The organism is Flavonifractor plautii ATCC 29863, assembly GCF_000239295.1.
In the GTDB taxonomy this organism is placed as follows: Bacteria; Bacillota; Clostridia; order Oscillospirales; family Oscillospiraceae; genus Flavonifractor; species Flavonifractor plautii.
Genome location: NZ_JH417815.1, coordinates 1 through 25,079, shown reverse-complemented (window position 1 = coordinate 25,079; position 25,079 = coordinate 1). Strand labels below are relative to the sequence as shown.

Genomic DNA, 25,079 nt, shown 5'->3' with positions numbered 1-25,079 from the left:
GGATCAGGATGGCGGGCACCATCTGCTTGAAGCCCTCGGGCAGGCAGTCCATCAGTTCGGTGAACTTCATGGAGCGGCGCACCATGAAATAAATCATGTTGATGATCAGGGCGATCAGAGAGCCCAGAGGCAGGGCATCAAAGGCGGAGGTGTTGGCAAAGGCGGTGATGAGGTCATGGCCTCCGTTCTGGAAGCCCACATAGATCATCGAGGACACGCAGCCGATGATCAGGATGATAACAGGAATGACCAGGTCGATGACCTTGCCGTTGGGGTTGAATTTCATCTCCTTGGCATCGGCGAAGGGACGCTCAGGCGTGGTATAGAGGTCACCCTTGGCGGCGTTGAGCTCGTGGGTACGCATGGGGCCGTAGTCGATGTTGAGGCAGGTCATCACAATGATGAACACCAGGGTCAGGATGGCGTAGTAGTTGAAGGGGATGGCCCGCAGGAAGATCTGGAAGCCGACCTCCTCATTGCCGATTACGCCGGTAACGGCCGCCGCCCAGGAGGAGACGGGCATCATGATACAAACAGGCGCCGCAGTGGCATCGCACATGTAGGACAGCTTGGCGCGGGAGATGTGGTGGCCGTCGGCCACAGGGCGCATCACGTTGCCGGTGGTCAGGTTGTTGAAGTAGTCATCCACGCCCAGCACAATCGCCAGGATGAAGGTGGACCACAGGGCGCCGGATTTGGTCTTGATGTGGGACACAGCCCAGTCGCCGTAGGCCTTGGAGCCGCCGGCCCGGATCATCAGGGCCACCATGGTGCCCAGGATGACCAGGAACATCAGGATACCCATGTTGCCGCCGGCATTGGAGCACAGGTGGCTGACAAAGAACTGGAACGCGTCGATGGGATTGCCGTTGACCTGCAGGAAGCAGCCAACCAGGATACCCAGGAACAGCGACGAGTAGACTTCCTTGGTGATCAGCGCCAGGCCGATGGCCACGACGGGCGGCAGCAGGGACGCGATGGTACCGTGAACCGCGCTGACAACCTCAGCGTCACCTTCTGCGAATGCGGCTGTGGTAAGAACACATGCAAGGGCGAATACGACGAGCAAGAGTTTCCCAAAGCGTCTCATGCGTGGTGAGTTCATAATAACCCTCCCTTATTTAATGCGAATCCTAAAAGCCTCCCCAACCCTAGGATTCGTACCTTATGATACACCATCATTCACAATTTGGCAATACTTTTTCGTCAAATTTAATATATACCATCACACTTTAGTAAGTCAAATTTCACATATTAAGCAAAAAGTTCTCAGTTTCCAGTGATTTCCTCACTCTGCGGAACGTTTTCTCATCGGGGCAGCGGACCGTGTGCAGGTGGATTCCGCCGGTCAATGCTGAGAGCGGACGGGCTCCGTGCTCCTCCACCCGCCGGACGAACTCAGCCACGTCGTACCGGGAGCGCACCCCCAGCAGTCCGGTGAGCTGGCCGTAAACCGGGTGCTCCACGATTACGTCCACCACCTCGCCCCCGGCGTCCACGATGGCGTTGAGCTCCCGCTCCATCTCCTCCGGAGCGTGAACACAGGCCACGGTGCGCTCCACGCCGCCTCCCCGTCCGCCCAGGAGATACCCCCGGGGCGTGGCCAGGATATCCGTCCCTCCGGCCCGGAGCAGGGCCACATCGCCCACGATGATCTGCCGGCTGACGGAGAAGCGCTCGGCCAAGGCGGCGGCGCTCACCGGTTCCACGGCCTCCTCCAGCGCCTGGGCCACGGCCTGCCGCCTGGCCTGCGCGGCTGACATTGACATGTGACAATTCCCCCTTTCTTCTCCCAGTATACCAGTTCCCGCTCCATCTGTAAATCATCTTGCTTTTTCCCCGGCGTCCGGTTAGAATAAGGTTGATCGTTTGCTGGAAAGGAGCTGTGGCAATGGACCGTGAGGAAGCCTTTGAATTTCTGGACCGGACGGCCCGCGGCATCGCGGAGATGTTCGGCTCCACCTGTGAGACCCTGGTCCACGACATGGGGGACCCCCGCCACCCCATCCTGTCCATCTACAACGGGCACGTCTCCGGCCGGACCGTGGGCTCCACCCTGGACATCCTGGGCACCGCCAAGGAGCTGGACGAGGACGCTCTGGTAACCGACTTCGTCAATCTCTACGCCACCACCCCATCGGGCCAGCAGATCAAGAGCAGCACCTTCCACCTCATCGGGGAGGGATACAACCTGGCCCTTGGCATCAACTTCGACTACAGCTCCCTGGTGTACGCCAACCGCATTCTGGTGGACCTCATGAGCGCGGAGGCCGACCTTCAGAGCGCCCTGTGGCACGGCGGGGACAGCCGTCTGGCCGATGTCTTTGACGAGTGTCTGGCCGCCGTTGGCAAGCCGGTCAGCGCCCTGAACAAGCGGGACCGGATGAAGATCATCGCCCTTCTGGACCAAAAGAACGCTTTCTCCTTCCGCAAGTCGGTGCCTTTTGTGGCCAAGCGGCTCCAGGTCTCCCGGTATACGGTCTATAAATACCTGGGTGAGCTGACCGGCGCCCATGCGGAGGAGAGCGAGGAGGAATAACGCCATGTACGAGGAAAAAATCAACGCCTATTTTGACGCCCCTGAGCGCCGGGCTGAGCTGGTGGAGGCCATCTCCCGGCTGGTACGCATTCGCAGCGTGCGGGAGGAGCCCTTGCCCGGCATGCCCTTCGGCCCCGGCCCCGCCGCCGCCCTGGCAGAGGGTCTGAAGCTGGCCGAAGAGCTGGGCTTTGCCACCCGCAACTACGATAACTACGTGGGCACCGCCGATCTCAACGACAAGGAGACCGCCCTTCACATTCTCTGCCACCTGGACGTGGTGGGCGAGGGCACCGGCTGGACAGTGACGGAGCCCTATGCGCCCAAGGAGGTGGACGGCATGCTCTACGGCCGGGGCACCGACGATGACAAGGGCCCCGTGGCCGCTGTCCTGCTGGCCATGAAGGCCGTGAAGGAGCTGGGCGTCCCCCTCCGGCGCAACGCCCGCCTGCTGATGGGCACCGACGAGGAGAGCGGCTCCAGCGACATCGCCTACTACTACGCCCGGGAGCCCTACGCCCCCTATGCCTTCTCCCCCGACGCGGAGTTCCCCCTCATCAACATCGAGAAGGGCAGCTACAAGCCGGTGTTCACCAAGTCCTGGCCCGCGGAGACCGCCACCCCCCGGGTGACCGAGTTCCGCGGCGGCTTCCGCATCAACGTGCTCCCGCCGGAGGCCGAGTGCTTGGTGGCCGGCCTGTCCGCCGACGCCGCCCGTCCCTATTGCGACCGGGCCGCCGCCGAGACCGGCGTGCGCTACGAGCTGCGCGAGGAGGGGGACAGCCTGCACATCCTCTGCCGCGGCAAAGGCGCCCACGCCTCCCTGCCGGAGGAGGGCGTCAACGCCATCACCGGCCTGCTCCATCTGCTCTGCTCCCTTCCCCTGGCCAAGGTGGGCTCCACCGCCGCCCTCCACGCGCTCAACGCCCTCTTCCCCCACGGCGACTGCGCCGGCAAGGCCCTGGGCATCGCCCAGTCCGATGAGCTGTCCGGGGCGCTGACCCTGGCCTTTTCCCTGCTGACCGTCAACGGTACTGGCCTGGAGGGCCAGTTTGACAGCCGGGTACCCATCTGCGCCAGCGATGAGAACTGCCGCGCCGCCGCAGAGGCATCTTTTTCCAAGTTTGGCTTTTCCGTCTCCGGCGAGATGGACGCTCCCCACCACACCCCCGCCGACTCCCCGCTGGTCAAGGCCCTGCTCAAGTGCTACGAGCAGTACACCGACTACAAGGGGGAGTGCCTGGCCATTGGCGGAGGCACCTACGTCCACGATATTCCCGGCGGCGTGGCTTTCGGCTGCTGTATGCCCGGCTTTAACGGCAACATGCACGGCGCCGACGAGCACACCTGCATTGCCGACCAGCTCACCGCCGCCAAGATCTTTACCCAGGCCATCATCGACCTGTGCGGCTGAGTCCGCCTTCAGCCCCCTTGAGCAAAGCCCATGGGCTTTGCTGCGGCAATTCCGCCGCAGGCCGTTCCCCATCCGGTCCGCGCCCCGGCGCGTACTATATAAAATAAAGAGAACCGGAACTCAAAAAAGAGAAGAGAAAGCGAGGAACCCCTATGCGCAAAATCTGGAAACGTGTTACCGCAGCCGCTCTGTCCCTCACCTTCGTCCTATCCCTTTCCGCCTGCGGCGGCGGTGGTCTCAGCGCCGACGATGCCACCACGTATGTTCAGGGTATTCTGGACGAGAACTACAAAGGCGTTTATGATCCCGACTTCCTGGAGCTGATCGACATTACCGAGAATGAGGCTGAGGAAACCTACCTGTCCAGCCTGGAGACCGAGGCTGACTTTTTCGCCTCCGCCTTCCTGATCGACGACCTGACCGACGAACTCAAGGCCGAGGTAGTTGACATGTATAAGCAGGTCTACGCCAAGGCCAAGTACACTGTGGATACCGCTACGGAGGTGGACGACAGCACCTTCGGCGTCAAAGTCACTGTGGAGCCTCTGGACGTATTTGACCGGGTCGCCGAGGCCCTGTGGGGCGACACCCCCGACGCCCGCGCCGAAGCTCTCTACAGCCAGGACGTGGACTCCATGACCGATGAGGAGTACGCCGCTTATGACGCGGAGTGGTGCCGCCTGGTCATCGACCTGACCTTGGAGAAGCTGCCCGAGGCGGAGTATCTGGAGGCCCAGAGCAAGGTGGTGCAGATCACCCTGGGCGACGACAACTACTGGTCCCTGGATGAGCAGGATTTCAGCGACCTGGACTGGCTGATCCTTGACTACAACTTCTGAGTACACATGCGCCGCAGATTGGTTTCAGTCTGCGGCGCTTTTGCGATACATGGGGCATCTGTCATGCGAAAAATGGCCCGCGCCAGATGCCGCCCCGAACGGCAGGCCGTACACTTCCGCACATCTGTGTGAGTTTATCACAGACGGCAGCCCCGTCCATCCCCTATACTGGGCGCATCTCAGTAAGGAGGTTGCCTATGGATTTGCGAAAACACCACCGAAGAACGGCAAAGATCGGGGCGGATTGCGTGGCCTGCGGCTGCTGTGTCCGCGTCTGTCCCCTCTCCGCCATCCGAATCTGGAACGGTATCACAGCCCGGGTGGATGCAGACCGATGCGTCGGCTGCGGCAAGTGCGCGGCGGAGTGCCCGGCTACCATAATTACACTGGAGGAGAATCGCCCATGAAAAAGCGCTGGTATGACTTTCTCTGGATCGCCTCTCTCCTCTATCTGGTGTTGGGCTTCTTCAACATCCTCTTTGCCTGGTTGGGCCTCCTCTGCTTTTTCATCCCTCTGGTCATCGCCTTTGCGGGCGGGGATAAGGGCTACTGCAACCGCTTTTGTGGACGGGGACAGTTGTTCAGCCTGCTGGGTGGACGCTTCGGCCTCTCCCGGCGGGCCGATATTCCCCGGTGGATGAAAAGCAAGGCGTTCCGCTACGGGTTTTTGGGCTTTTTTCTGCTGATGTTCTTCCAGATGCTCTGGAGCACATATCTGGTCTTTGCCGGCGCGCAGGAGCTGCGCCAGGCCGTCACTCTGCTTTGGACGTTCCGGCTGCCTTGGCACTGGGCCTACTATGGAACCCTCTTTTCCCCCGGCGTGGCCCAATTCGCCTTTGGCTTTTACAGCGTCATGCTCACCTCTACGGTGCTGGGGCTGGTCACAATGGTGCTTTTCAAACCCCGCTCATGGTGTGTGTATTGCCCTATGGGCACCATGACCCAGCTTATCTGCCGGGGGAAGCACCGGGGAGAGGCCGCCCTCCACTCTCCGGCAGAAGGTAGTTGACATTTTCCCCTCCGTCCCGTATACTATAAAGTATAGAAGTCCTACTGAAGTTCATATGGTCGGATGATGGGGTGGGGAGAGCGCGGCACACCGCCGCCGCCGAAGGGGCAGCGCAGTGATCTCTCAGGCAGAAGGACCGGCCCCGGACGAGGCTCTGGAAAGCGGACCGCAGTCCGCGCCGACGGGGGCAAAACTCTCAGGCAACCGAACAGAGGCGCATGGCAGCATTGCCATGCGCTTTTTTTGACCCCAATTTTAAAGGAGGGCATGGAAATGGAACGCAAAACTCCGCTCTACGACCGCCACACGGCGGCGGGGGGCAAGCTGGTTCCCTTTGCCGGATGGCTGCTGCCGGTGCAGTACTCCGGCGTCATCGCCGAGCATAGGGCCGTGCGCACCGGCTGCGGCCTGTTCGACGTCAGCCACATGGGAGAGCTGCTCCTCCGGGGCCCCGACGCCCTGGCCAACCTCAACCGGCTCATGACCAACGACTTTTCCGGCATGGCGGACGGCCAGGCCCGCTATTCCCCCATGTGCTACGAGGACGGAGGCGTGGTGGACGATCTGATCGTCTACCGCTGTTCGGACACGGCCTGGCTGGCGGTGGTCAACGCCTCCAACATCGGCAAGGACCGGGATTGGATGACCGCCCACCTGGCCGGGGACTGCACTTTGGAGGATCTCTCCGATCAGACGGCCCAGCTCGCCCTCCAGGGGCCCGGTGCGGAGGCGCTGCTGCGCACCCTGACGGCGGACATTCCGGCGAAGAACTACACCGCTGTGCTCCACGGCACGGTGGACGGCCGGCCCTGCCTGGTCTCCCGCACCGGGTACACCGGCGAGGACGGCTTTGAGCTCTACTGCGCCCCGGCGGACGCCACCGCCCTTTGGGACGCGCTGACGGCCGCCGGGGCCCTCCCCTGCGGCCTGGGGGCCCGGGATACCCTGCGGCTGGAGGCCGCCATGCCCCTCTACGGCCACGAGCTCTCTCCCTCCATCAACCCCTACGAGGCAGGGCTGGGCATCTTCGTCAAGCTTGAGAAGCCCGACTTCATCGGCAAGGCCGCCCTGGAGCGGGCCCGCCCCGTGTCCCGCCGCCGGGTGGGTCTCCAAATGACCGGGCGCGGCATCGCCCGGGAGGGCTGCCCGGTGTACGACGGCGGGCGGCAGGTGGGCGTGGTCACCTCCGGCACCCACTGCCCCTGGGTGGGGCAGGCGGTGGCCCTGGCCCTGGTGGACGCGGCGTACAAGGAGCCGGGCACCCCGCTCCAGGTGGACGTGCGGGGGCGCCGGGTGGACGCCCAGGTGGTCAAAACGCCCTTCTACCGGCGGGGATAAGGGCAAACCGGCCACGCCGTCTGCCGCCCCTTTTCAGCTCATTTTATAAAAACAACCTTAAATTATACAGGAGGTTATCACCATGAACATTCCCGAGGAACTGCGCTACACCAAATCCCACGAGTGGCTCAAGGAGGAGGACGGCGTCTGCACCGTCGGCCTCACCGACTTCGCCCAGCACGCCCTGGGGGATATCGTCTTTGTCAACCTGCCCCAGGAGGGGGACCCTGTCACCGCCGGGGAGGCCCTCGGCGATGTGGAGTCGGTGAAGGCGGTGTCCGACGTGCTCTCCCCTGTGTCCGGTGTGGTAAAGGCGGTCAACGAGGAGCTGCTGGACAATCCCGCCCTGGTGAACGAGGACCCCTACGGGGCCTGGCTGATCCAGGTGGAGCAGATGACCGATGAGGAGGAGCTGCTGGACGCGGCGGCCTACGAGGTCCACTGTGCCGCGGAGGAGGGCTGACATGGCCGGATATCTGCCCGCCGCCGCGGCGGAGCGGGCCGCCCAGTACGCCGCCCTGGGCCTGTCCGGCCCGGAGGCGCTGTACTGGGACGTGCCGGAGTCCGTGCGCCTCACCGCCCCCCTGAACCTGCCCCCTCCCCAGTCGGAGCTGGAGGTCCGCCGCACCCTGGAGGCCCTGGCGGAGCAGAACCTCCGCTTCCGCACCATCCTGCGGGGGGCCGGGGCTTACGACCACTACATCCCCGCGGCGGTGAGCCGCATCGCCTCTAAGGAGGAGTTCGTCACGGCCTATACCCCCTATCAGGCGGAGATCAGCCAGGGGGTGCTCCAGTCCATCTTCGAGTTCCAGACCATGATCTGTGAGCTCACCGGCCTGGATGCGGCCAACGCCTCGGTGTATGACGGGGCCTCCGCCGCGGCGGAGGCGGTGGCCATGTGCCGGGAGCGGAAGCGGACGAGGGCCGTGGTGTCCAGCGCGGCCCACCCGGACGTAATTTCCACTATCCGGACCTACAGCTTCGGCGCGGGTACCGAGGTGGCGGCGGCCCCGGCGGAAAACGGCGTCACCAATCTCACCGGACTGCTGGATGAGACCACCGCCTGCGTCTATGTCCAGCAGCCCAACTTCTTCGGCCAGCTTGAGGATCTGCCCGCCCTGGCCGCGCAGGTACACGCCGCCGGGGCCAGACTGATCGTCGGGGTCAACCCCGCCGCCCTGGGGGTGCTGGAGTCCCCCGGCGCCTGCGGGGCGGACATCGCCATGGGCGAGGGACAGCCCCTGGGCCTCCCCCTGTCCTGGGGCGGGCCCTACCTGGGCTTCATGGCCGCCTCCCAGTCCCTCATGCGCAGGCTGCCCGGCCGCATCGTGGGAGAGACCCGGGACAGCCGGGGAGAGCGGGCCTTTGTCCTCACCCTGCAGGCCCGGGAGCAGCACATCCGCCGGGAGAAGGCCTCGTCCAACGTGTGCTCCAACGAGGCGCTGTGCGCCCTCACCGCCTCCGTCTACCTGTCCCTCATGGGGCCGGACGGGCTTCGGCAGGTGGGCGAGCAGTGCCACGCTAAGGCCCACTACCTGGCCGCAGAGCTGTGCCGGCTGCCCGGCGTGTCCCTGCGCTACCCCGGCCCCTTCTTCCACGAGTTTGTCACCGATCTGCCCGAACCCCAGAAGGTGCTTTCCGCCCTGGAGGCGCGCGGCATCCTGGGGGGCTGGCCGGTGGAGGGCGGGCTGCTGTGGTGCGCCACGGAGAAGCAGAGCCGCGCCGAGCTGGACGAGGCCGTGTCCATTGTCAAGGAGGTGCTGGACAGATGAAGCTGATTTTTGAGCGCAGCCGCCCTGGCCGGGGGAACGATCTTCTGCCGTCTCTGGACGTGCCCGCCGCCCCCCTGCCGGAGAAGTACCGGCGGAAAACGGTCCCCCGCCTGCCGGAGCTGGGGGAGAGCGACCTGTCCCGCCACTATCAGGCCCTCGCCCGCCGGGCCTTCGGCGTGTGCGACGGCTTCTACCCCCTGGGTTCCTGCACCATGAAGTACAACCCCAAGCTGGGGGAGGGGGCCGCCGCCCTGCCCGGCTTTACCGGCCTGCACCCCCTCCAGCCCGCCCACACCGTGCAGGGCGCTCAGGCCGTCCTGAATTGGACAGAGCGCCTGCTCTGTGAGATCACCGGCATGGATGCCGTCACCCTCCAGCCCGCCGCAGGAGCCCATGGGGAATTCCTGGGCCTGCTGCTCATCAAGGCCTACCACCACAGCCGGGGGGACACGGGCCGCACGGTGATCCTGGTGCCCGACTCCGCCCACGGCACCAACCCGGCCTCCGCCGCCATGGCGGGCTTCACCGTCAAAAACATCCCCTCCACCCCCGAGGGGCTGGTGGATCTGGAGGCCCTGCGGGCCGCCTGCGGCCCCGACACGGCGGGGCTGATGCTCACCAATCCCAACACTGTGGGGCTCTTTGAGAAAGATATCCTAGCGCTCACCGCCCTCGTCCACGCCGCCGGGGGCCTCGTCTACTACGACGGGGCCAACCTCAACGCCATCATGGGGGTGGCCCGGCCGGGCGACATGGGCTTTGACGTGTGCCACCTCAACCTCCACAAGACCTTCGCCACCCCCCACGGCGGCGGCGGCCCGGGCAGCGGCCCGGTGGGGTGCAAGGCCTTTCTGGCCCCCTTCCTGCCCGGCTCCGCCCTGTGCCGCAACGGCGGAGAGCACTCCATCGGTCAGGTGCGGGCCTTCCACGCCAACTTCCTGGTGGTGGTGCGGGCCCTGGCCTACCTGCTGCGGCTGGGAAACACCGGCGTGGCCGAGGCCGCCCACACGGCGGTGCTCAACGCCAACTACCTCAAAAGGAAGCTGGAGGAGGCGGGCTATACCGCCGCCTTCCCCGGCCTGTGCATGCACGAGTTTGTGCTCACCCTGGAGGAGCTGAAGAAGGAGACGGGGGTATCCGCCCTGGACGTGGCCAAGGCCATGCTGGACGCGGGCATCCACCCGCCCACCATGTATTTCCCCCTGATCGTCCACGAGGCGCTGATGTTCGAGCCTACCGAGACCGAGTCCCCCGAGACGCTGGACGAGGCGGCGGCGGTGCTGGCGGAGATTCTGCGCCGGGCGAAGGAGGAGCCGGAGGCCCTCCACGCCGCCCCGGCGAGCACGCCTGTGGGCCGCCCCGACGAGACCGCCGCCGCCCGCCGCCCGGTGGTGCGGTACGCCTTCCCGGAGGGTTGAGCCGTGCATGAGCTGATTGTCATCGGCGGAGGGCCCGGCGGCTGCGCCGCCGCCCTCCGGGCCGCGCAGGGCGGCCTGTCCGTGGCCCTCTTTGAGCCCCGCCAGGTGGGGGGCACCTGCCTCAACCGGGGGTGCGTCCCCACCAAGGCCCTCCTCCACGGGGCGGGACCGGGCTGTGACTGGCCCGCCCTGGCCGCAGAGGTGGAGCGGGTGGTGTCCACCCTCCGCGCCGGCCAGGAGAAGCAGCTCCGGGCCGCCGGGGTGGAACTCATCCCTTACCGGGCGGTGGTCACCGGCCCACACACGGTGGAGGCGGGGGGCGCGGCCTACGAGGCGGCCCACATCCTGGTCGCCGCGGGTTCCGAGCCCGCCCTGCCCCCCATCCCCGGCCTGGACACACCCGGTGTAGTCACCAGCGACGGCCTGCTTTCCGATCTGCGTCCCCTGGACCGTCTGGCCATCATCGGCGGCGGAGTGATCGGGGTGGAGCTGGCGTGTGTCTGGGCCGCCGCAGGCGCCCGCGTCACCATTCTGGAGGCGGCCCCCCGCCTCCTGCCCACCCTGGAGCGGGAGCTGGGCCAGAGTCTGGCCGCGCAGCTCAGGCAGGACGGGGTGGAGGTGTTCACCGGAGCCGACGTCACCGGCGCCACCCCCGGCCCTGCCGTCGCCTTCACCCACCGGGGAGAGGCGCGCCGGCTGGAGGCCGACGCTGTCCTGGTGGCCACCGGGCGGCGGCCCGCCACCGGCGGCCTCTTTGCCGGGGACCTCCTGCCGGAGCTGGAGCGGGGGTTCCTCCGGGTGGACGGACAGTTCCGCACCTCCATCCCCTCCCTCTATGCCATCGGGGACGCCATCGGCGGGGCCATGCTGGCCCACAAGGCAGAGGCGGAGGGGCGCTTTGTGGCCGACCTCCTGCTGGGCCGCACCCCCCTCCGCGGAGTGGCCCCCATCCCCGCCTGCGTCTACACCAGCCCGGAGCTGGCCCAGGTGGGACTCACCGCCGACGAGGCCAGGGCCCGGGGCATCCCCTGTGCCGCCGGCAAGTGTGTGCTGGGGGGCAACGCCCGTACCCTCATCGAGGGGGGAAAGCGGGGCTTTGTCAAGCTGGTATTCCACCGGGAGAGCCGCGCCCTGTTGGGGGCTCAGTTGTGCTCTTACCGGGCCACCGATCTCATCTCCGAGCTCGCCCTGGCGGTCACGCTGGAGCTGACGGCGGAGCAGCTACTCCGCCCGGTGCGCCCCCATCCCACCTTTGCCGAGGCCATTTCCGAGGCCGTGGAGGCGGCCTTCCCCCTCTCCTAGCCCCTTTTTTCCACAAAGAGGCGTCCACCGCCGGCGGGCGCCTCTTTTCTTTCCACATTCACTCCCTCAAATTCGACCATTCTCGCCGTTCTCTCCACTTCTTCGCGCTTTCGTTGACAGAAGTCCTCTCTGCGGGTGACATAACCGCCCTCCCGTGTCGAAACCTGCGGTGATCGCTCCTTTACAAATGCTGGAAAATACAATATAATGGTCTTACGGATCAAAGAAGAAGGGAGCAGATACAAGATGAGGGAACTATTAGTCGATACCTGTACGGGGGAAGAGGAGGACGGCACTGCACACTCCTTCCAGTATTACATTCTGGTGGACGAGATGGAGCTGAGCGGCGGCCTGTCCTGCGAGAGCTATGGAGTTAAGGTGGCAGGACCGGGCGGAGAGGAGGCATCGGTGCCCAACATCACGGTCAGCGTGGAGCGCATTGACCAGCTTCTGGAGCTCCTCCGGCGCAACTGCGTCTCCCCCGTCACCCTGCGGGACGTGGTTCTTGATTGGCTTTAAAAGTACCCGTTCCGCCATGACACAAGGGTTACGCGCCGCTTTTGATTGACATACCTTCCAAAATCCGCTATTATGTGTGTAATGCTGCGCGTGTGGCGGCTGATCCAAGGAGGGTATGCAATTGTGAAAGAGAGAGAGACCTTTGCGTCCCGGCTGGGCTTTGTGCTCATCTCCGCCGGGTGCGCCATCGGCCTGGGCAACGTCTGGCGGTTCCCCTACATCGTGGGGCAGTACGGCGGCGCGGCCTTTGTGCTGATCTATCTGCTGTTCCTGGTCATCATGGGCCTGCCCATCATGGCCATGGAGTTTTCCGTGGGCCGGGCCAGCCGGAAGAGCATCCTGGCCTCCTTTCAGGTCCTGGAGCCCAAGGGGAGCAAGTGGCACTGGTACGGCTGGTTCGGCATGGCGGGCAATTACCTGCTGATGATGTTCTACACCACCATCGCCGGCTGGCTGCTGCTTTACTTCTTCAAGGTGGCTGCCGGCGAATTCCGGGGCCTGGATGCCGCCGGTGTGGAAAACGCTTTCGGCGCCATGCAGGGCAACGTAGGAATTCAGCTTCTGTTCATGGGCATCGTGGTGGTGCTGGGTATGCTGATCTGCAGCCGCGGCCTGAAAAACGGCGTGGAGAAGGTCAACAAGGCCATGATGCTCTGCCTGCTGGCCCTGCTGGTAGTGCTGGCCGTCCGCGCCCTCACCCTTCCCGGTGCCATGGAGGGCGTGAAGTTCTACCTGGTGCCCAACTTCCACAACCTGATGTACGATGCCGACGGCAGCTTTCGGCTGTTCCGCGCCATCTATGACGCCATGGGACAGGCCTTCTTCACCCTCAGCCTGGGTATTGGCGCCATGGCCATTTTCGGCAGCTACATCGGCAAGGAGCGCCGCCTGTTCGGCGAGGCCATCAACGTGGGCGTTCTGGACACCTGCGTTGCCTTTGTCTCCGGCCTGATCATCTTCCCCTCCGCCTTCGCTTTCGGCGTCAACCCCGGCCAGGGCCCCAGCCTGATCTTTGTGACCCTGCCCAATGTGTTCAACGCCATGCCGGGCGGCCAGCTCTGGGGCGCGCTGTTTTTCGTTTTCCTGTTCTTTGCCGCCCTGTCCACCGTAACCGCCGTGTTTGAGAATATCCTCGCCTGCTGGATGGACCGCTTCGGTATCTCCCGTGGCAGGGCGGTACTGGCCAATCTGGTGCTCATCTTCCTGCTGAGCCTGCCCTGTCTGCTGGGCAACAACCTGTGGAGCGGCGTGAAGGCCCTGGGCATGGGCATTATGGACTGGGAGGATTTCCTGGTGAGCAACAACCTGCTCCCCATCGGCTCCATGATCTACCTGCTGTTCTGCTGTGTATCCAAAAAGTATGGCTGGGGCTACGACCACTTCCTGGAAGAAGCAAACCAGGGCAGAGGCGTCCGCTTCCCCGCCCAGTTCCGCCTCTACTTCAAGTACGTCCTGCCCGTCATTGTGCTCATCATCTTCATCATGGGCTACTGGGACAAGTTCAAGCCCTTTATCGTGGCCGCCCTCGGCGCCTAACGACTGAAAAAACTCCTGCCGGACTCATCCGGCAGGAGTTTTTTCACGCTCCGCCCAGGTGTAGAGGAGGACAGCTCCCAGCACCGCCGCGCCTCCGGCAAGCTGGAGTGGACCGGGCACCTCTCCGAACAGTGGGATGGCCGCCAGGGAGGAGAAGACCGGCTCACACAGCTTTGCGGCGGACACGTAGGATGGGGACAGGTACTTGAGGCACCAGCTAAACAGGCTGTGTCCCAGGAGAGTGCACAGCACCGCCAACGCCAGACCGATGAGCCACTCCCGGCCGCCGTAGCCCGTCAGGGGCGTCCCCGCCGCGGCGGTGCCCAACAGCAGGGTGAGAAAGCAGGCCAGATAGGTCAGAAAGGTGTAGACCGTGGTAGACAGATGGCCCCGCTGTATCCGTCCGATGAGGGTATAGACGGCGGCGGCCGAGGCCGCAGCCAGGGCCAGCAGGTTGCCGGACAGCTCCCCTGCCCCGCCGCCTCCGGAGAGGGCCAGCAGGGCGCTGCCCCCAAAGGCCAGGAGAATGGCCCACACCCCCAGCCGTGGGATTTTTCCATGCAGGAACAGGGCGAAGCCCAGGGCGGTGAAAATCACCTCGGTGCTCACCAGCACCGTGGAGGAGGCCACGCTGGTACGCTTAAGGGACTCAAACCATGTGAGAAAGTGGAGTGCAAGCAGAACGCCGCTGGCCCCGCACAGGACCAAATCCCGCGCCGTCACCCGCCTCAGTTCCGCACGGCACCGCAGGAGCACTACCGGAAGCAACAGGAGCACCGTCCAGCCCAGGCGGTAGGCTGCGGTCACCCCGGACGGCGCCTGGGAAAACCGCACCAGAATGGCCGAGGCGGAGACGCCCAGCACACCCACCATGAGAATCAGTTTTGCGTTCCGCTCCGCTATGGAACCCCTCCCCCGCTGTGATAGAAAGCGGAGGCCCTCCGGGGAGGGCCTCCGCTGTATTGGTGGCGCAATGTGCCTCTTACTTCGCGGCCTTGGCGGCGCGGATGGCCTCGATGAGCATGGGGGTGACCTTGTAGAGGTCGCCCACGATGCCGTAAGAAGCCACGTCGAAGATGGGGGCGGACTCGTTCTTGTTCACCGCGATGATGCACTCGGAGTCCTGCATGCCAGCCAGGTGCTGGATGGCGCCGGAGATGCCCAGGGCCACATAGATGCGGGGGTGCACTGTCTTGCCGGTCTGGCCCACCTGGTGGTCGGCGGAGATCCAGCCCGCGTCGACACAGGCGCGGGAGGAGCCCACGACGCCGCCCAGGACGCCCGCCAGCTCCTCAGCCAGCTTGATGCCGCCCTCGACGTCCTTGCTGATGCCGCGGCCCACGGAAACCACCACGTCGGCGCCGATCAGATCGACCAGCTTCTTGGCGGCCTTCTTGACCTCCAGCACATCCACATGGATGTCGGACTTGTCCAGCTTCACGTCCACGTTGACGATCTCCGTCTTCGCGGCGCCGGCCTCGTCATAGGGCTGGGTCTGCATGACGCCGGGACGCACGGTGGACATCTGGGGACGGAAGCGGGGGCAGATGATGGTGGCCATCAGGTGACCGCCGAAGGCCGGACGGGTCATCTTCAGGTTGGTGTTCTCCTCGAACTTGGTGTTGTCCACGTCGATGGTGGAGGTGGTCTTCAGGAAGGCCTTGTACTTCTCCACGTCCACGTCCAGGTGGGTGCAGTCGGCGGTCAGGCCGGTGTGCAGGCGGGCCGCGCAGCGGGGGCCCAGGTCACGGCCGATGTTGGTGGCGCCGATGAGGAAGATCTCGGGCTTCTTGTCCTCCACCAGGTCACAGATGACCTTGGTGTAGGCGTCGGTGGTGTAGACATCCAGCAGCTCGTGGTTGCAGTAGTACACCTTGTCGGCGCCGTAGCCGCCCAGGGCCTTCAGGTAGTCCTCCTTGATGTCCTTGCCCAGCACCACGCCGCACAGCTCCACGCCCAGGTCGTTGGCCAGCTTGCGGCCCTCGGAGAGGAGCTGGTAGCTGGTGGACATAATCACGCCCTCGCGCTGCTCACAGAAAACCCATACGCCCTTGAAGGCGGCGGTATCCTTACTATCAAAAGCCATTGTGTTGCTCTCCTTTCACTCTATCAGATGATGTGCTTGTCGTTGAGGATGGAGACCAGCTTCTCGACGGTCGCCTTGTCGGCGCCCTCCATCATCATACCGGCGCCCTTCACCGGGGGAGAGAAGGACTTGTACACATTCGTGGGAGAGCCTTTCAGGCCGATGGTATCCACGTCGATGAGGGGATCGTCCTTCAGAGTCTCGTAGTTGTAGATCTCCAGAGGCTTGTTGTAGCACTCCATGATGCCGCCCACGCTCATGTAGCGGGCGTCGTTCAGCTCCTTCACGCAGGTCAGCAGGCAGGGCGTCTGAACCTTGATGGTCATGTAGCCGTCCTCCAGCAGACGCTTCACGGTGACGGCCTTGTTCTCCACCGCGATCTCCGCCACATAGGAGACCTGGGGCAGGTGCAGCTTCTCGGCGATCTGGGGGCCCACCTGGGCGGTGTCGCCGTCGATGGCCTGGCGGCCGCAGAACACGATGTCGTCCTCGTCCACGCCCACCTTCTTGATGGCGGCGGCGAGAATCTGAGAGGTGGCGTAAGTATCGGAACCGCCGAACTCGCGGGCGGAGACCAGCACGGCCTCATCGCAGCCCATGGCCAGCAGCTCACGCAGCATCCCCTCGGCGGGAGGAGGGCCCATGGAGACCACAACCACCTTGCAGCCGGTGGCGTCCTTGATGCGCAGCGCGGCCTCAACCGCAGCCAGGTCGTCGTGGTTGGTGATGGTGGCCATGGCCGCGCGGTCCATGGTGCCGTCTTCCTTCACCGCCACCACGCCGGAGGTATCAGGTACCTGCTTGACACAAACGATGCATTTCATATCGTAATTTTCCCTCCAGTTCCTTTAGTTCACGCCCAGGTTGGCGGAGATGACCATGCGCTGCACCTCGCTGGTACCCTCGTAGATCTCGGTGATCTTCGCGTCGCGCATCATGCGCTCCATGGGGTACTCACGGGTGTAGCCATAGCCGCCGAACAGCTGCACGCAGCGGCGGGTCACGTCGCTGGCCGTCTCAGCCGCCACCAGCTTGGCCATAGCGGCGTCCACAGTGTAGGGCTCATGGTTCTCCTTCTTCATGGCCGCGGAGTACACCAGCCACTTGGCCGCCTCGGTCTTGGCGTGCATGTCAGCCAGCTGGAACTGGGTGTTCTGGAACTGGGAGATGCGCCGGCCGAACTGGACGCGCTCCTTGGTGTACTTGATGGTCTCCTCGATGGCTCCCTCGGCCAGACCCAGGGCCTGGGAGGCAATACCGATACGGCCGCCGTCCAGGGTCTTCATGGCGATACCGAAGCCCTTGCCCTGCTTGCCCAGCAGGCGGTCCTTGGGGATAATGCAGTCCTCCATAATCAGCTCACAGGTGGAGGAGCCCTTGATGCCCATCTTCTTCTCGTGCTTGCCCACGGAGAAGCCGGGGTCGGTGCGCTCCACGATGAAGGCGGAGATCTCCTTCTTCTTGCGGCCGCGCTTGTCGGTGGTAACGCCGGTGATGGCAAAGATCACGAACACGTTGGCGTAGCCGGCGTTGGTGATGAAGATCTTGGAGCCGTTGAGGATCCAGTTCTCCCCCTTCTCGTCCAGCACGGCGGTGGTCTGCTGGCCCTGGGCATCGGTGCCGGCGCCGGGCTCGGTCAGACCGAACGCGCCGATCCACTCGCCGGAGCACAGCTTGGGCAGGTAATACTTCTTCTGCTCCTCGGTGCCGTTCTCATAGATGGGAGCGCAGCACAGGGAGGTGTGGGCGGAGATGATAACGCCGGTGGTGCCGCAGACCTTGCTCATCTCCTCGACGGCCATGACATAGGACAGAACGTCCGCGCCGGCGCCGCCGTACTCCTTGGGGAAATAGATGCCCATCATCCCCAGCTTCGCCATCTTCTTGACGGTTTCCTCGGGGAACGCCTCGTTCTCGTCCACCCACTCGGCCAGGGGCTTGACTTCATTTTCGGCGAAGTCACGGTACATCTTGCGGAGCATTTCCTGCTCTCTGGAAAGGTGCAGATCCATTTGTTGCCTTCCTCCTAAGATTTATATTTCAGAACGGGCGGGCGGGAGTCAGGGGCTCCCGCCCGTCGTTGCTCGCATAGGGAACTGCGTCTGCCCTGTTTACTTTTTGGAGTAGTCGTAGAAGCCGATGCCGGTCTTACGGCCCAGCTTGCCGGCGCGGACCATTTTGCGCAGCAGCAGGGAGGCGCGGTACTTGGGATCGTGGGTCTCGTCGTACAGGGTATCCATGATGGCCAGGCATACGTCCAGGCCGATCAGATCGCCCAGGGCCAGGGGGCCCATGGGGTGGTTGGCGCCCAGCTTCATGGCGGTGTCCACGCCCTCCACACTGGCCACGCCGGTGTAGACCAGGTCGATGCCCTCGTTGATCATGGGAACCAGAATCTTGTTCACCACAAAGCCGGGGGCCTCATTGACTTCAACGGGCTCCTTGCCGATGGCGGCGGCCAGCTCGGCAATGGTCTTGTAGGTCTCATCGGAGGTGTGGGCGCCCCGGATGACCTCCACCAGCTTCATGACGGTGGCGGGGTTAAAGAAGTGCATGCCGATGAACTTGTCGGGGCGCTTGGTGGCCGCCGCGATGGCGGTGATGGAGATGGAGGACGTGTTGGAGGCCAGGATGGTCTCCGGCTTGCAGAGGCTGTCCAGTTCCGCGAAGATGCTCTTCTTGATGTCCAGGTTCTCGATGGCGGCCTCCACCACCAGATCGGCATCGGCAGCGGCGGCCAGCTCGGTGGTGAAGCTCATGTGGGACAGGATCTCAGCCTTCTTGGCCTCGTCCAGCTTGCCCTTGCTCACCAGCTTATCCAGGCCCTTGTTCAGCCGGGCCTCGCTGGCCTGGATGATCTCGTCCTTGATGTCGCGCACCACAACGTCATAGCCGTTGCGGGCAAATACCTGGGCGATGTCCAGCCCCATGGTACCGCCGCCGATGACCACAATCTTCTTCATAGTAAAAAACCTCTTTTCTATTGGTTTGATCAGAACATTCCATACCTGGTCGGACAGGTTTGCGATGACAGGCGTCATATGTACCGCTTACCGGTTCTGGAAGTGCTTCTCAGCCCGCTTCTCCAGGAACGCGCCCATGCCCTCGTTCTTGTCCTCGGTGCCGCAGGTAACGCCGAAGGCCTCGGCCTCGAAAGCGGAGCCGGTGTGGATGTCGGTCTGCATGCCCATGCGGATGCAGCGCTTGGATTCGCACACGGCGATCTGGGCGTTGGCGCAGATCGCGTTGGCCAGCTCCATGGCCTTATCCATCAGCTCCTCGGCGGGGTAGACCTCGCTGACCAGGCCGATGGCCTTGGCCTCGTCGGCCTTGATGGTCTTGGCTGTCAGAATCAGCTCCATAGCCTTGCTGACGCCCACGATGCGGGGCAGCCGCTGGGTGCCGCCGAAGCCGGGGGTAATGCCCAGGCCCACCTCGGGCTGGCCGAACCGGGCCTTCTCGCTGGCCAGTCGGATGTCGCAGGCCATGCTCAGCTCACAGCCGCCGCCCAGGGCGAAGCCGTTTACCGCCGCAATCACGGGCTTGGACAGGTTCTCCAGCTTGAGGAACACGCCGCCGCCGTGCACGCCGAACTTCTTGCCGTCGATCGAGGAGAAGCCCTTCATCTCGCCGATGTCGGCTCCCGCCACAAAGGAGCGGCCCGCGCCGGTCAGAATCATCACATAGATCTCATCGTCCGCCGCCACCTGGTCGATAACCGCGTCCAGATCGCTCAGAACTTGGCTGTTCAGGGCGTTCAGGGCCTCCTGACGGTCGATCGTCACGATGCCCACATGGCCCTGCTTTTCCAGCTTCACAAATCCCATTTGTTCTGCCTCCTTAATCCAATATCAAAGCCTGCGATTATAATCGTTATTTTTTTAACACAAACCTTCCTAATAAGTATACTGCTTTCCACGCCAACAGGCAAGTGAAATGCAAGAAAAAAGCGTTATTTTTTTATCAAAATTTGTGGTCAGGATGCATAAATCAGGAAAAGGCCACTCCAGATCTCTCAGGATAATCAGCAAACCGGCCGGTTTTTCATGGCAGACCAGCCGGGCGGTCTCCACTCATACCCGCAGCCCGGCAGCGCATCCCGCACAGGCAGATCGGCCATGGACAGGAACATGGGGCGGTATCCATTGCCCATGTGGAAGGCCCGGTATGCTGGGCCCGGTGCCCTCCCGCAGTGTTTGAACAGGAGAGCCGGCGCGCTGCTGGGGAACATCAGGGCACATGGATCACTTTGGCCGCCACGGTTGGCCCTTTCTTCCATACTACAAAGTATGAATGGATTTATCATACGCGCTTGCGGCCGTTTTGTCAAAGATTTTCCCGCGTATGGGGGACAACCCGTGGTGAATAGGGTTTAGGGAAAGGAGGGTGCGCCTTGAAACTCGACCGTACCTCTATGCTCTACGGTACCCTGATCCTCACGGGCACCAGTATCGTCTCCCAATTTCTCGGGTTCGTGTACCGCATCCTGCTCTCCCGGCTGATCGGCGCGGAGGTCATGGGGCTGTACCAGCTCATCATGCCGGTGTTCTCCGTCATCATGGCCCTCACCGCCGTGGGTCTGACGGTGGCAGTGTCCAACCTCTCCTCCCAGTATCACGCCAGGGGCAACCGGGCCGCCATCGCCCAGGTGCTCCGCCGCTGCCTGGCGGTGTTTCTCCTCCTCTTTGCGGCGGTGGCTGCGGTGGTGGTCCTGCTCTACGACCCCATCTCGGTCTATCTGCTGGGGGACGCCCGCACCCAGTTGGGCCTGCTGCTCCTGCTGCCCTGCATCCTGCTCACCGGGGTGGAAAACCTGCACAAGCACTTCTTCTATGGCACGGGCAACATCCGTCCGCCGGCGGCGGTGGAGCTGTGTGAACAGTTCATCCGCACCGGAGCGGTGCTGGGGCTGCTGGTGGTCTTTCTCCCCCAGAACCCGGAGCGGACGGTGGGGCTGATTGTCACCGGCATGATCCTGTGCGAGCTGTTCTCCGCCGTTACCCTGCTCCTGCTGGCCCGGCGGCATCTGAACCGGGCGGGCGGCCTGACCGGCGCGCCGCTGGAGCACCGGCAGCTCAACCGCCGCATCGCCTCCATCGCTGTCCCCATCGGGCTGACCAGCCTGCTGGGCAACCTGATGGGCTCGGCCACCTCTGTGCTCATCCCCCAGCGGCTGGTCCACGCGGGGGCGGAGGTCTCGGAGGCCATGAGCGCCTTCGGCGTGCTGTGCGGCATGACCCTGCCCATGCTCTGCCTGCCCACCGCCTTCATCGGGGCGCTGGGCCTGGTGCTGGTGCCCAAGCTGGCTGAAGGCGCCGCCCTGGGGCAGCGGGGTCTGGTGCAGCACCGGGTAGACCGCTCCATGCTGGCCACCTCGGTGCTGATCCTCCCCGCCATGGCCTTTCTGGTGGTGCTGGGCCCCACCCTGGGCGCCGCCCTGTTCCGGGAACCCACCGTGGGCCGCTCTATTCTCCCCCTGTCCGTCGGGGTGCTCCTGTCCTGCTACCAGTCCGTCCTCGCCTCCGCCCTCAACGGCGTGGGCCGTCCGGGGGCCGCCGCCCGCAACTCCATCCTCTGCGGCGTGGTGCAGCTCGGCTGTACCTTCTTCCTCATGGGCCTGCCCGGCGTGGGACTCAGGGGCTATGTGGCGGGCTTTCTCGCCTCCGCCGCCCTGGGGGTACTCCTCAACTGGTGGGCCGTCCGCCGGGCCACCGGCCTGCGGGCCCAGATTTTTCAGTGGTGCACCGCCCCCGCCCTCTCCGCCCTGCTCATGGGGCTGGTGATCAACCTTCTGTTCCAGGTGCTCCGCCGCGCCGGCCTGGAGGCTCTCCCCGCCGCCCTGGCCTGCCTGCTGTTCGGCGGCGTGCTCTACCTGGCCGCCCTCCAGGCTCAGGGCATCCACCTGCGCCGCCTGTTCCGCCTGCGCTGAAACCGCTTTGCAAACGTCCCGCTCCGTGCTATGATGGAGTGAAGCTGAAAAAAGGAGCGGACGTATGGGAATTCGGATTGGAATCGTCGGCGCGGGCACCACGGTGGCCATCGCCGACCGGCACGTGGAGGGCTTTCTGGCCCAGGCGGGGCGCTGTACCGTCACCGCCGTATGCAGCCGCACCCTGGAGGGCTGCCGGCGGCTGTGTATCCGGCACGGGCTTGACGGGGTACGGATGACCACCCGCCTGGAGGAGCTGCTGGACGTGGTGGACGCAGTGGTGCTCTGCACTCCCAACCAGTTCCACCTGCCCTATACCGAGCGCGCGGTGGAGCGGGGCAAGGCCGTGCTTCTGGAAAAACCCCTGGGGCTCCAGACCGCCCCGCCGGGGCAGGCGGAGCGGCTGCTGGCCCGGCGGGACGCCAGGGTGATGGTGGCCTATGTCTACCGCTATACCGCCGTGGTGGAGCGGCTGCGCTCTCTCCTCCGCCAGCGGATGGGGCGGGTCTATCTGGCCCAGGCCAGCCAGGGCGGCACCCGCCTGGCCAATCCCGCGGTCCCTCTGGAGTGGCGGATGCGCCGCTCCGCCTCCGGCAGCGGTGCTCTGGGCGACTTCGGCAGCCACCTGCTGGACCTGCTCCAATATGCAGCAGGCGTGGAGCTGGCCGAGGCCGCCGGCTACGGCGGCACCTTCCTCCCCACCCGCCGTCCGGACGGTCAGGGAAACACCTGTGTGGAGAACGACGACGCCTTTGTGTTCTGCGGCCGGGGGGCCGGCGGGGCGCTGTGCAGCGTCTCCGTCAGCCGGGTAGGGCTGGACGGCATCCACCTGTGCATCTCCGGCGAGGGCGGGCTTCTCCGCGCCAGTGTGGAGGAAGGCGTCCTCACTTACTGGCCCAAAGCCCCGGACGGTCCCTACGCCCCGGAGGGGGAGGCGCGTTCGGAGCACCTCGCCGAGCCGCCCGGGCTCCGCTTTGCGCGGCAGGCCGCGGCGTTTTTGGATCTGGTGGAGGGCCGCCCGGTGGAGTACTGCACCCTGGAGCAGGCCGTCCGTCTGGAGCGCCTGCTCACCCGCCTGGACCAGTCCGCCCAATAGACAAATCCCCCTGCCGCCGAAGTACGGCGGCATGGGGATTCCCTTATCTCTGCATCAGCTCTCCCAGCAGCGGCTCGAACTGGACCCCCTCCAGAACCGGGGTGCCCAGCGCCAGGGTGTGGGCTGCGCACCGCTGGACAAACTCCGCCGCCCGCTGGGCCGCTGTCTCCAGCGGCTCCCCCCGGAGCATCGCCCCCAGCACCACGCTGGCGAAAAGATCGCCGGTTCCGGGGAACTGGGCGGGCTCCTGCCTGGCCATAGCAAAGCGGATGCGCCCTGTGGCCCGGTCGAAGCAGCCCGCGCCGATGGCGCCCGGCCGGAGGCTCACCCCGGTGAGCACCACCGAGCGCCGCCCATCCAGGCTCAGCCGCTCCAGCCACGCCCGCAGCCCCTCTTCGTCCCGGGGCAGATCGGCGTAGTCCTCCTCCAGCAGCAGCGCCGCCTCGGTCAGGTTGGGGGTGATCACGTCCGCCTGGGCCGCCAGATCCCGCATACGCCCGCACAGCTCCGGCGTGTAGGTGCGGTAGGGCTTCCCGTGGTCCCCCATCACCGGGTCCACCAACACCAGCGTCCCCTCCCGGCGGAACTGGCGGTAGAAGTCCTCTATCAGCCCGATCTGCCCGGCAGAGCCCAGAAAGCCGCTGTAGATGGCGTCAAAGGTCACCCCCAGTTCCGCCCAGTGGGCCGCCGTCCCCGCCATCTGGCCGGTCAGATCCAGAAAGGTGGCCTTCTCGCTGGCCGGAAACGCGGTGTGGGCGGAGAGGCAGGCGGTAAGCAGCGGGCAGCATTCCCCGCCCATGGCGGCCAATACCGGCAGCACCACCGTGGTGGAGCAGCGGCCGAAGCCGGAGATATCCTGAATCGCGGCAATCCGCGGAGCACGTTTCATGGTCGGTTTCCCCCTTGCGGTTTACGTTCTTCTCTATTATAACTGCCCGCTCCGCAGAGTGCAATTGACAATTTTGCACGGGAATAGTATACTGAGTTATCATGCGGGCGTGGTGGAACTGGCAGACTCGACGGATTTAGGTTCCGTTACCTTCATGGTGTGCGGGTTCGACTCCCGCCGCCCGCACCATCGGAGTATCCTCCGGGATACTCCGATTTTTTTATTTCTAAAATTATTCTAAAAAAGTTGTACAGAAACATGCAGCTTTTTGCCTGTTTCCCCCTATATTATGAAAAATAATTTTCTTGTACTTTTAAGGGGGAATAACTGTTGTACTATAAGCGATATTTCGGCACAATACAAAAGAGTGCAGGACTACCAAGCTGGGTCAAATGGACGCACCATTCAGAGGGCAAAACTCACTGTGAGGAATGCTTGAGGCTGGATGACTGTTGGTTTCAGAAGGAAAAAGCTCCGCTTTGTCCGCACCATCCATACTGTCACTGCACATTAGACCCGATTCCTTATACCATTGTTGTCAGCAACGCTGCAGCACATAGCGCATACAGCAAATTTGACCCATATTTGTTTAATACCAGAGGTGAACATCCACACGGGAAAGATAAACTGTTTCATGAATGGGGCTATACAGTTGTGGATGCATTTTGGCTGCAAAAAGAAATAGAACGACAGGCAAGGGAAAAGTATGTATCTGGAAATTATGAATTGGGAAGGTTAAATTTCGCAGGTCAAAGAATACGTATCAGAATTGAAATCCCGAGAAGAAATGGCGATGGAACAGTATCGTTTATATCAGGTTGGATGGTTGAGCCTACCGGCGAGATACGACTGACAACACCGTACGGAGGTGAATAAAATGCAGATGATGGATTGTGTTGAAGTGATTGTGGAAAAAGAAAGCTATGCCCGGGAAGGCGTACACAAAGGAATGCAGGGTTGGATCTGTTATGAACAAGAAGTAGACGGTTATTGGCTGGTCAATTTCCCGCAATACGGTGAGAAAAACGATATTGCAGAGATCGACATCAAGGAAGAGGACCTTAAATATCTTCCTAATGGCATGAATGTTAAACGGAATGAGCAAATCAAGGCGCAGTTTGATGCATTAGAAAAAGGGAAAAAGGCGGAGGATATTTCCGATTATATGATTTGATTGGATAAAACTCCTTGCTTCCCGTTTACAAACCATTGATATTACTGTATTTTCCACAGATCCTTTCATGACACTCAGACCACGTCGGAGCAAACGTCAAATCGTTTGCTCCGACTTTTTTAAAAAGTCAGAGCGCATTTATTTTGCTGCTCCTCCTTCCCAAATCACAACCGCTGCGCTGGGTTGTGAGATAAGGTACAATAATTTTCGCAAATTGAAAAG

Annotated in this window: 25 protein-coding genes, 1 tRNA gene and 2 riboswitches; of the genes, 17 read left to right on the top strand and 9 right to left on the bottom strand. The window is 63.4% G+C overall.

Annotated features, from left to right (window positions below; genetic code table 11):
• Positions 1-1,105, bottom strand: a 1,105-nt coding sequence (locus HMPREF0372_RS13245; protein ID WP_230979302.1) for a Na+/H+ antiporter NhaC family protein, incomplete at its 3' end; no start/stop codon positions are given.
• A 142-nt stretch (positions 1,106-1,247) separates the two neighbouring features.
• Positions 1,248-1,769, bottom strand: coding sequence for a transcription repressor NadR (locus tag HMPREF0372_RS13240; protein ID WP_007493387.1), 522 nt, complete (start codon positions 1,767-1,769; stop codon positions 1,248-1,250).
• A gap of 122 nt (positions 1,770-1,891) precedes the next feature.
• On the opposite strand from HMPREF0372_RS13240, the gene HMPREF0372_RS13235 reads away from it, so the two are divergent.
• The 12 genes from HMPREF0372_RS13235 (at position 1,892) to HMPREF0372_RS13185 (ending at position 13,683) form a co-directional block, all read left to right on the top strand.
• Positions 1,892-2,539 (top strand): helix-turn-helix transcriptional regulator, encoded by a 648-nt coding sequence (locus HMPREF0372_RS13235; RefSeq protein WP_007493385.1) that lies wholly within the window; start codon positions 1,892-1,894, stop codon positions 2,537-2,539.
• Positions 2,540-2,543: 4 nt separating this feature from the next.
• Positions 2,544-3,950, top strand: a complete 1,407-nt coding sequence (locus HMPREF0372_RS13230; protein ID WP_007493383.1) for a Sapep family Mn(2+)-dependent dipeptidase — start codon at positions 2,544-2,546, stop codon at positions 3,948-3,950.
• 152 nt (positions 3,951-4,102) lie between these two features.
• Positions 4,103-4,789, top strand: a complete 687-nt coding sequence (locus HMPREF0372_RS13225) for a hypothetical protein (protein WP_007493380.1) — start codon at positions 4,103-4,105, stop codon at positions 4,787-4,789.
• Between the two features lie 197 nt (positions 4,790-4,986).
• Positions 4,987-5,196, top strand: coding sequence for a 4Fe-4S binding protein (locus HMPREF0372_RS19345; RefSeq protein WP_007493376.1), 210 nt, complete (start codon positions 4,987-4,989; stop codon positions 5,194-5,196).
• Positions 5,193-5,798, top strand: coding sequence for a hypothetical protein (locus HMPREF0372_RS13220; protein WP_007493373.1), 606 nt, complete (start codon positions 5,193-5,195; stop codon positions 5,796-5,798). Before HMPREF0372_RS19345 ends, HMPREF0372_RS13220 begins: the two co-directional genes overlap by 4 nt.
• A gap of 63 nt (positions 5,799-5,861) precedes the next feature.
• A riboswitch (glycine riboswitch) is annotated at positions 5,862-5,947 on the top strand.
• Positions 5,948-5,950: 3 nt separating this feature from the next.
• A riboswitch (glycine riboswitch) is annotated at positions 5,951-6,012 on the top strand.
• A 59-nt stretch (positions 6,013-6,071) separates the two neighbouring features.
• Positions 6,072-7,136 carry a glycine cleavage system aminomethyltransferase GcvT gene (gene gcvT, locus HMPREF0372_RS13215; protein ID WP_039997532.1) on the top strand — a complete coding sequence of 355 codons (1,065 nt, stop codon included), beginning with the start codon at positions 6,072-6,074 and terminating at the stop codon, positions 7,134-7,136.
• An 82-nt stretch (positions 7,137-7,218) separates the two neighbouring features.
• Entirely contained in the window at positions 7,219-7,599 is a 381-nt protein-coding gene (gene gcvH / locus HMPREF0372_RS13210) for a glycine cleavage system protein GcvH (RefSeq protein WP_007493369.1), read from the top strand.
• A gap of 1 nt (position 7,600) precedes the next feature.
• A complete protein-coding gene (gene gcvPA, locus HMPREF0372_RS13205; RefSeq protein ID WP_007493368.1) occupies positions 7,601-8,908 on the top strand; it encodes an aminomethyl-transferring glycine dehydrogenase subunit GcvPA in 1,308 nt (435 codons plus the stop codon).
• The gene (gene gcvPB, locus HMPREF0372_RS13200) at positions 8,905-10,326 is read left to right on the top strand and encodes an aminomethyl-transferring glycine dehydrogenase subunit GcvPB (RefSeq protein ID WP_007493366.1); all 1,422 of its coding nucleotides are present in this window, start codon (positions 8,905-8,907) and stop codon (positions 10,324-10,326) included. Before gcvPA ends, gcvPB begins: the two co-directional genes overlap by 4 nt.
• A 3-nt stretch (positions 10,327-10,329) precedes the next feature.
• Positions 10,330-11,628, top strand: a complete 1,299-nt coding sequence (locus HMPREF0372_RS13195; protein WP_007493364.1) for a dihydrolipoyl dehydrogenase family protein — start codon at positions 10,330-10,332, stop codon at positions 11,626-11,628.
• 246 nt (positions 11,629-11,874) lie between these two features.
• A complete protein-coding gene (locus HMPREF0372_RS13190; protein WP_009259012.1) occupies positions 11,875-12,147 on the top strand; it encodes a DUF6514 family protein in 273 nt (90 codons plus the stop codon).
• 81 nt (positions 12,148-12,228) lie between these two features.
• Positions 12,229-13,683: a sodium-dependent transporter gene (locus HMPREF0372_RS13185; RefSeq protein ID WP_007493358.1), complete on the top strand. Its 1,455-nt coding sequence runs from the start codon at positions 12,229-12,231 to the stop codon at positions 13,681-13,683.
• A gap of 24 nt (positions 13,684-13,707) precedes the next feature.
• On the opposite strand, the gene HMPREF0372_RS13180 is transcribed toward HMPREF0372_RS13185, so the two are convergent.
• From HMPREF0372_RS13180 to HMPREF0372_RS13155, 6 genes are all read right to left on the bottom strand, one after another.
• Entirely contained in the window at positions 13,708-14,556 is an 849-nt protein-coding gene (locus HMPREF0372_RS13180; RefSeq protein ID WP_007493356.1) for a DMT family transporter, read from the bottom strand.
• 109 nt (positions 14,557-14,665) lie between these two features.
• Entirely contained in the window at positions 14,666-15,769 is a 1,104-nt protein-coding gene (acrA, locus tag HMPREF0372_RS13175) for an acryloyl-CoA reductase electron transfer subunit beta (RefSeq protein WP_007493355.1), read from the bottom strand.
• 23 nt (positions 15,770-15,792) lie between these two features.
• Positions 15,793-16,593 carry an acryloyl-CoA reductase electron transfer subunit gamma gene (gene acrB / locus HMPREF0372_RS13170; protein ID WP_007493353.1) on the bottom strand — a complete coding sequence of 267 codons (801 nt, stop codon included), beginning with the start codon at positions 16,591-16,593 and terminating at the stop codon, positions 15,793-15,795.
• A gap of 24 nt (positions 16,594-16,617) precedes the next feature.
• Positions 16,618-17,781: an acyl-CoA dehydrogenase gene (locus HMPREF0372_RS13165; protein WP_007493351.1), complete on the bottom strand. Its 1,164-nt coding sequence runs from the start codon at positions 17,779-17,781 to the stop codon at positions 16,618-16,620.
• A gap of 99 nt (positions 17,782-17,880) precedes the next feature.
• Positions 17,881-18,732 (bottom strand): 3-hydroxybutyryl-CoA dehydrogenase, encoded by an 852-nt coding sequence (locus HMPREF0372_RS13160; protein ID WP_039997529.1) that lies wholly within the window; start codon positions 18,730-18,732, stop codon positions 17,881-17,883.
• Between the two features lie 87 nt (positions 18,733-18,819).
• Complete coding sequence (locus HMPREF0372_RS13155; protein WP_007493348.1) at positions 18,820-19,596, bottom strand: enoyl-CoA hydratase-related protein; 777 nt, start codon at positions 19,594-19,596, stop codon at positions 18,820-18,822.
• A gap of 566 nt (positions 19,597-20,162) precedes the next feature.
• On the opposite strand from HMPREF0372_RS13155, the gene HMPREF0372_RS13150 reads away from it, so the two are divergent.
• Together HMPREF0372_RS13150 and HMPREF0372_RS13145 are read left to right on the top strand one after the other, a co-directional pair.
• Complete coding sequence (locus tag HMPREF0372_RS13150; protein ID WP_131971410.1) at positions 20,163-21,698, top strand: putative polysaccharide biosynthesis protein; 1,536 nt, start codon at positions 20,163-20,165, stop codon at positions 21,696-21,698.
• Between the two features lie 64 nt (positions 21,699-21,762).
• Positions 21,763-22,794, top strand: a complete 1,032-nt coding sequence (locus tag HMPREF0372_RS13145; RefSeq protein WP_007493342.1) for a Gfo/Idh/MocA family protein — start codon at positions 21,763-21,765, stop codon at positions 22,792-22,794.
• A 43-nt stretch (positions 22,795-22,837) separates the two neighbouring features.
• On the opposite strand, the gene HMPREF0372_RS13140 is transcribed toward HMPREF0372_RS13145, so the two are convergent.
• Entirely contained in the window at positions 22,838-23,683 is an 846-nt protein-coding gene (locus HMPREF0372_RS13140) for a pyridoxamine kinase (protein ID WP_007493340.1), read from the bottom strand.
• Between the two features lie 103 nt (positions 23,684-23,786).
• Between HMPREF0372_RS13140 and HMPREF0372_RS13135 the strand changes: the two genes are divergently transcribed.
• The 3 genes from HMPREF0372_RS13135 (at position 23,787) to HMPREF0372_RS13130 (ending at position 24,857) form a co-directional block, all read left to right on the top strand.
• Positions 23,787-23,872, top strand: a tRNA-Leu gene (locus tag HMPREF0372_RS13135).
• A 141-nt stretch (positions 23,873-24,013) separates the two neighbouring features.
• Entirely contained in the window at positions 24,014-24,559 is a 546-nt protein-coding gene (locus tag HMPREF0372_RS19340; protein ID WP_080568047.1) for a hypothetical protein, read from the top strand.
• A 1-nt stretch (position 24,560) separates the two neighbouring features.
• Entirely contained in the window at positions 24,561-24,857 is a 297-nt protein-coding gene (locus HMPREF0372_RS13130; RefSeq protein ID WP_007493334.1) for a hypothetical protein, read from the top strand.
• Positions 24,858-25,079 lie beyond the last annotated feature (222 nt).

Bases quoted from the DNA above. Each gene is read 5' to 3' on its own strand.
- HMPREF0372_RS13240 (WP_007493387.1), bottom strand. From the start codon at position 1,769: ATGTCAATGTCAGCCGCGCAGGCCAGGCGGCAGGCCGTGGCCCAGGCG.
- HMPREF0372_RS13235 (WP_007493385.1), top strand. From the start codon at position 1,892: ATGGACCGTGAGGAAGCCTTTGAATTTCTGGACCGGACGGCCCGCGGC.
- HMPREF0372_RS13230 (WP_007493383.1), top strand. From the start codon at position 2,544: ATGTACGAGGAAAAAATCAACGCCTATTTTGACGCCCCTGAGCGCCGG.
- HMPREF0372_RS13225 (WP_007493380.1), top strand. From the start codon at position 4,103: ATGCGCAAAATCTGGAAACGTGTTACCGCAGCCGCTCTGTCCCTCACC.
- HMPREF0372_RS19345 (WP_007493376.1), top strand. From the start codon at position 4,987: ATGGATTTGCGAAAACACCACCGAAGAACGGCAAAGATCGGGGCGGAT.
- HMPREF0372_RS13220 (WP_007493373.1), top strand. From the start codon at position 5,193: ATGAAAAAGCGCTGGTATGACTTTCTCTGGATCGCCTCTCTCCTCTAT.
- gcvT (WP_039997532.1), top strand. From the start codon at position 6,072: ATGGAACGCAAAACTCCGCTCTACGACCGCCACACGGCGGCGGGGGGC.
- gcvH (WP_007493369.1), top strand. From the start codon at position 7,219: ATGAACATTCCCGAGGAACTGCGCTACACCAAATCCCACGAGTGGCTC.
- gcvPA (WP_007493368.1), top strand. From the start codon at position 7,601: ATGGCCGGATATCTGCCCGCCGCCGCGGCGGAGCGGGCCGCCCAGTAC.
- gcvPB (WP_007493366.1), top strand. From the start codon at position 8,905: ATGAAGCTGATTTTTGAGCGCAGCCGCCCTGGCCGGGGGAACGATCTT.
- HMPREF0372_RS13190 (WP_009259012.1), top strand. From the start codon at position 11,875: ATGAGGGAACTATTAGTCGATACCTGTACGGGGGAAGAGGAGGACGGC.
- HMPREF0372_RS13185 (WP_007493358.1), top strand. From the start codon at position 12,229: ATGCTGCGCGTGTGGCGGCTGATCCAAGGAGGGTATGCAATTGTGAAA.
- HMPREF0372_RS13180 (WP_007493356.1), bottom strand. From the start codon at position 14,556: ATGGTGGGTGTGCTGGGCGTCTCCGCCTCGGCCATTCTGGTGCGGTTT.
- acrA (WP_007493355.1), bottom strand. From the start codon at position 15,769: ATGGCTTTTGATAGTAAGGATACCGCCGCCTTCAAGGGCGTATGGGTT.
- acrB (WP_007493353.1), bottom strand. From the start codon at position 16,593: ATGAAATGCATCGTTTGTGTCAAGCAGGTACCTGATACCTCCGGCGTG.
- HMPREF0372_RS13165 (WP_007493351.1), bottom strand. From the start codon at position 17,781: ATGGATCTGCACCTTTCCAGAGAGCAGGAAATGCTCCGCAAGATGTAC.
- HMPREF0372_RS13160 (WP_039997529.1), bottom strand. From the start codon at position 18,732: ATGAAGAAGATTGTGGTCATCGGCGGCGGTACCATGGGGCTGGACATC.
- HMPREF0372_RS13155 (WP_007493348.1), bottom strand. From the start codon at position 19,596: ATGGGATTTGTGAAGCTGGAAAAGCAGGGCCATGTGGGCATCGTGACG.
- HMPREF0372_RS13145 (WP_007493342.1), top strand. From the start codon at position 21,763: ATGGGAATTCGGATTGGAATCGTCGGCGCGGGCACCACGGTGGCCATC.
- HMPREF0372_RS13140 (WP_007493340.1), bottom strand. From the start codon at position 23,683: ATGAAACGTGCTCCGCGGATTGCCGCGATTCAGGATATCTCCGGCTTC.
- HMPREF0372_RS13130 (WP_007493334.1), top strand. From the start codon at position 24,561: ATGCAGATGATGGATTGTGTTGAAGTGATTGTGGAAAAAGAAAGCTAT.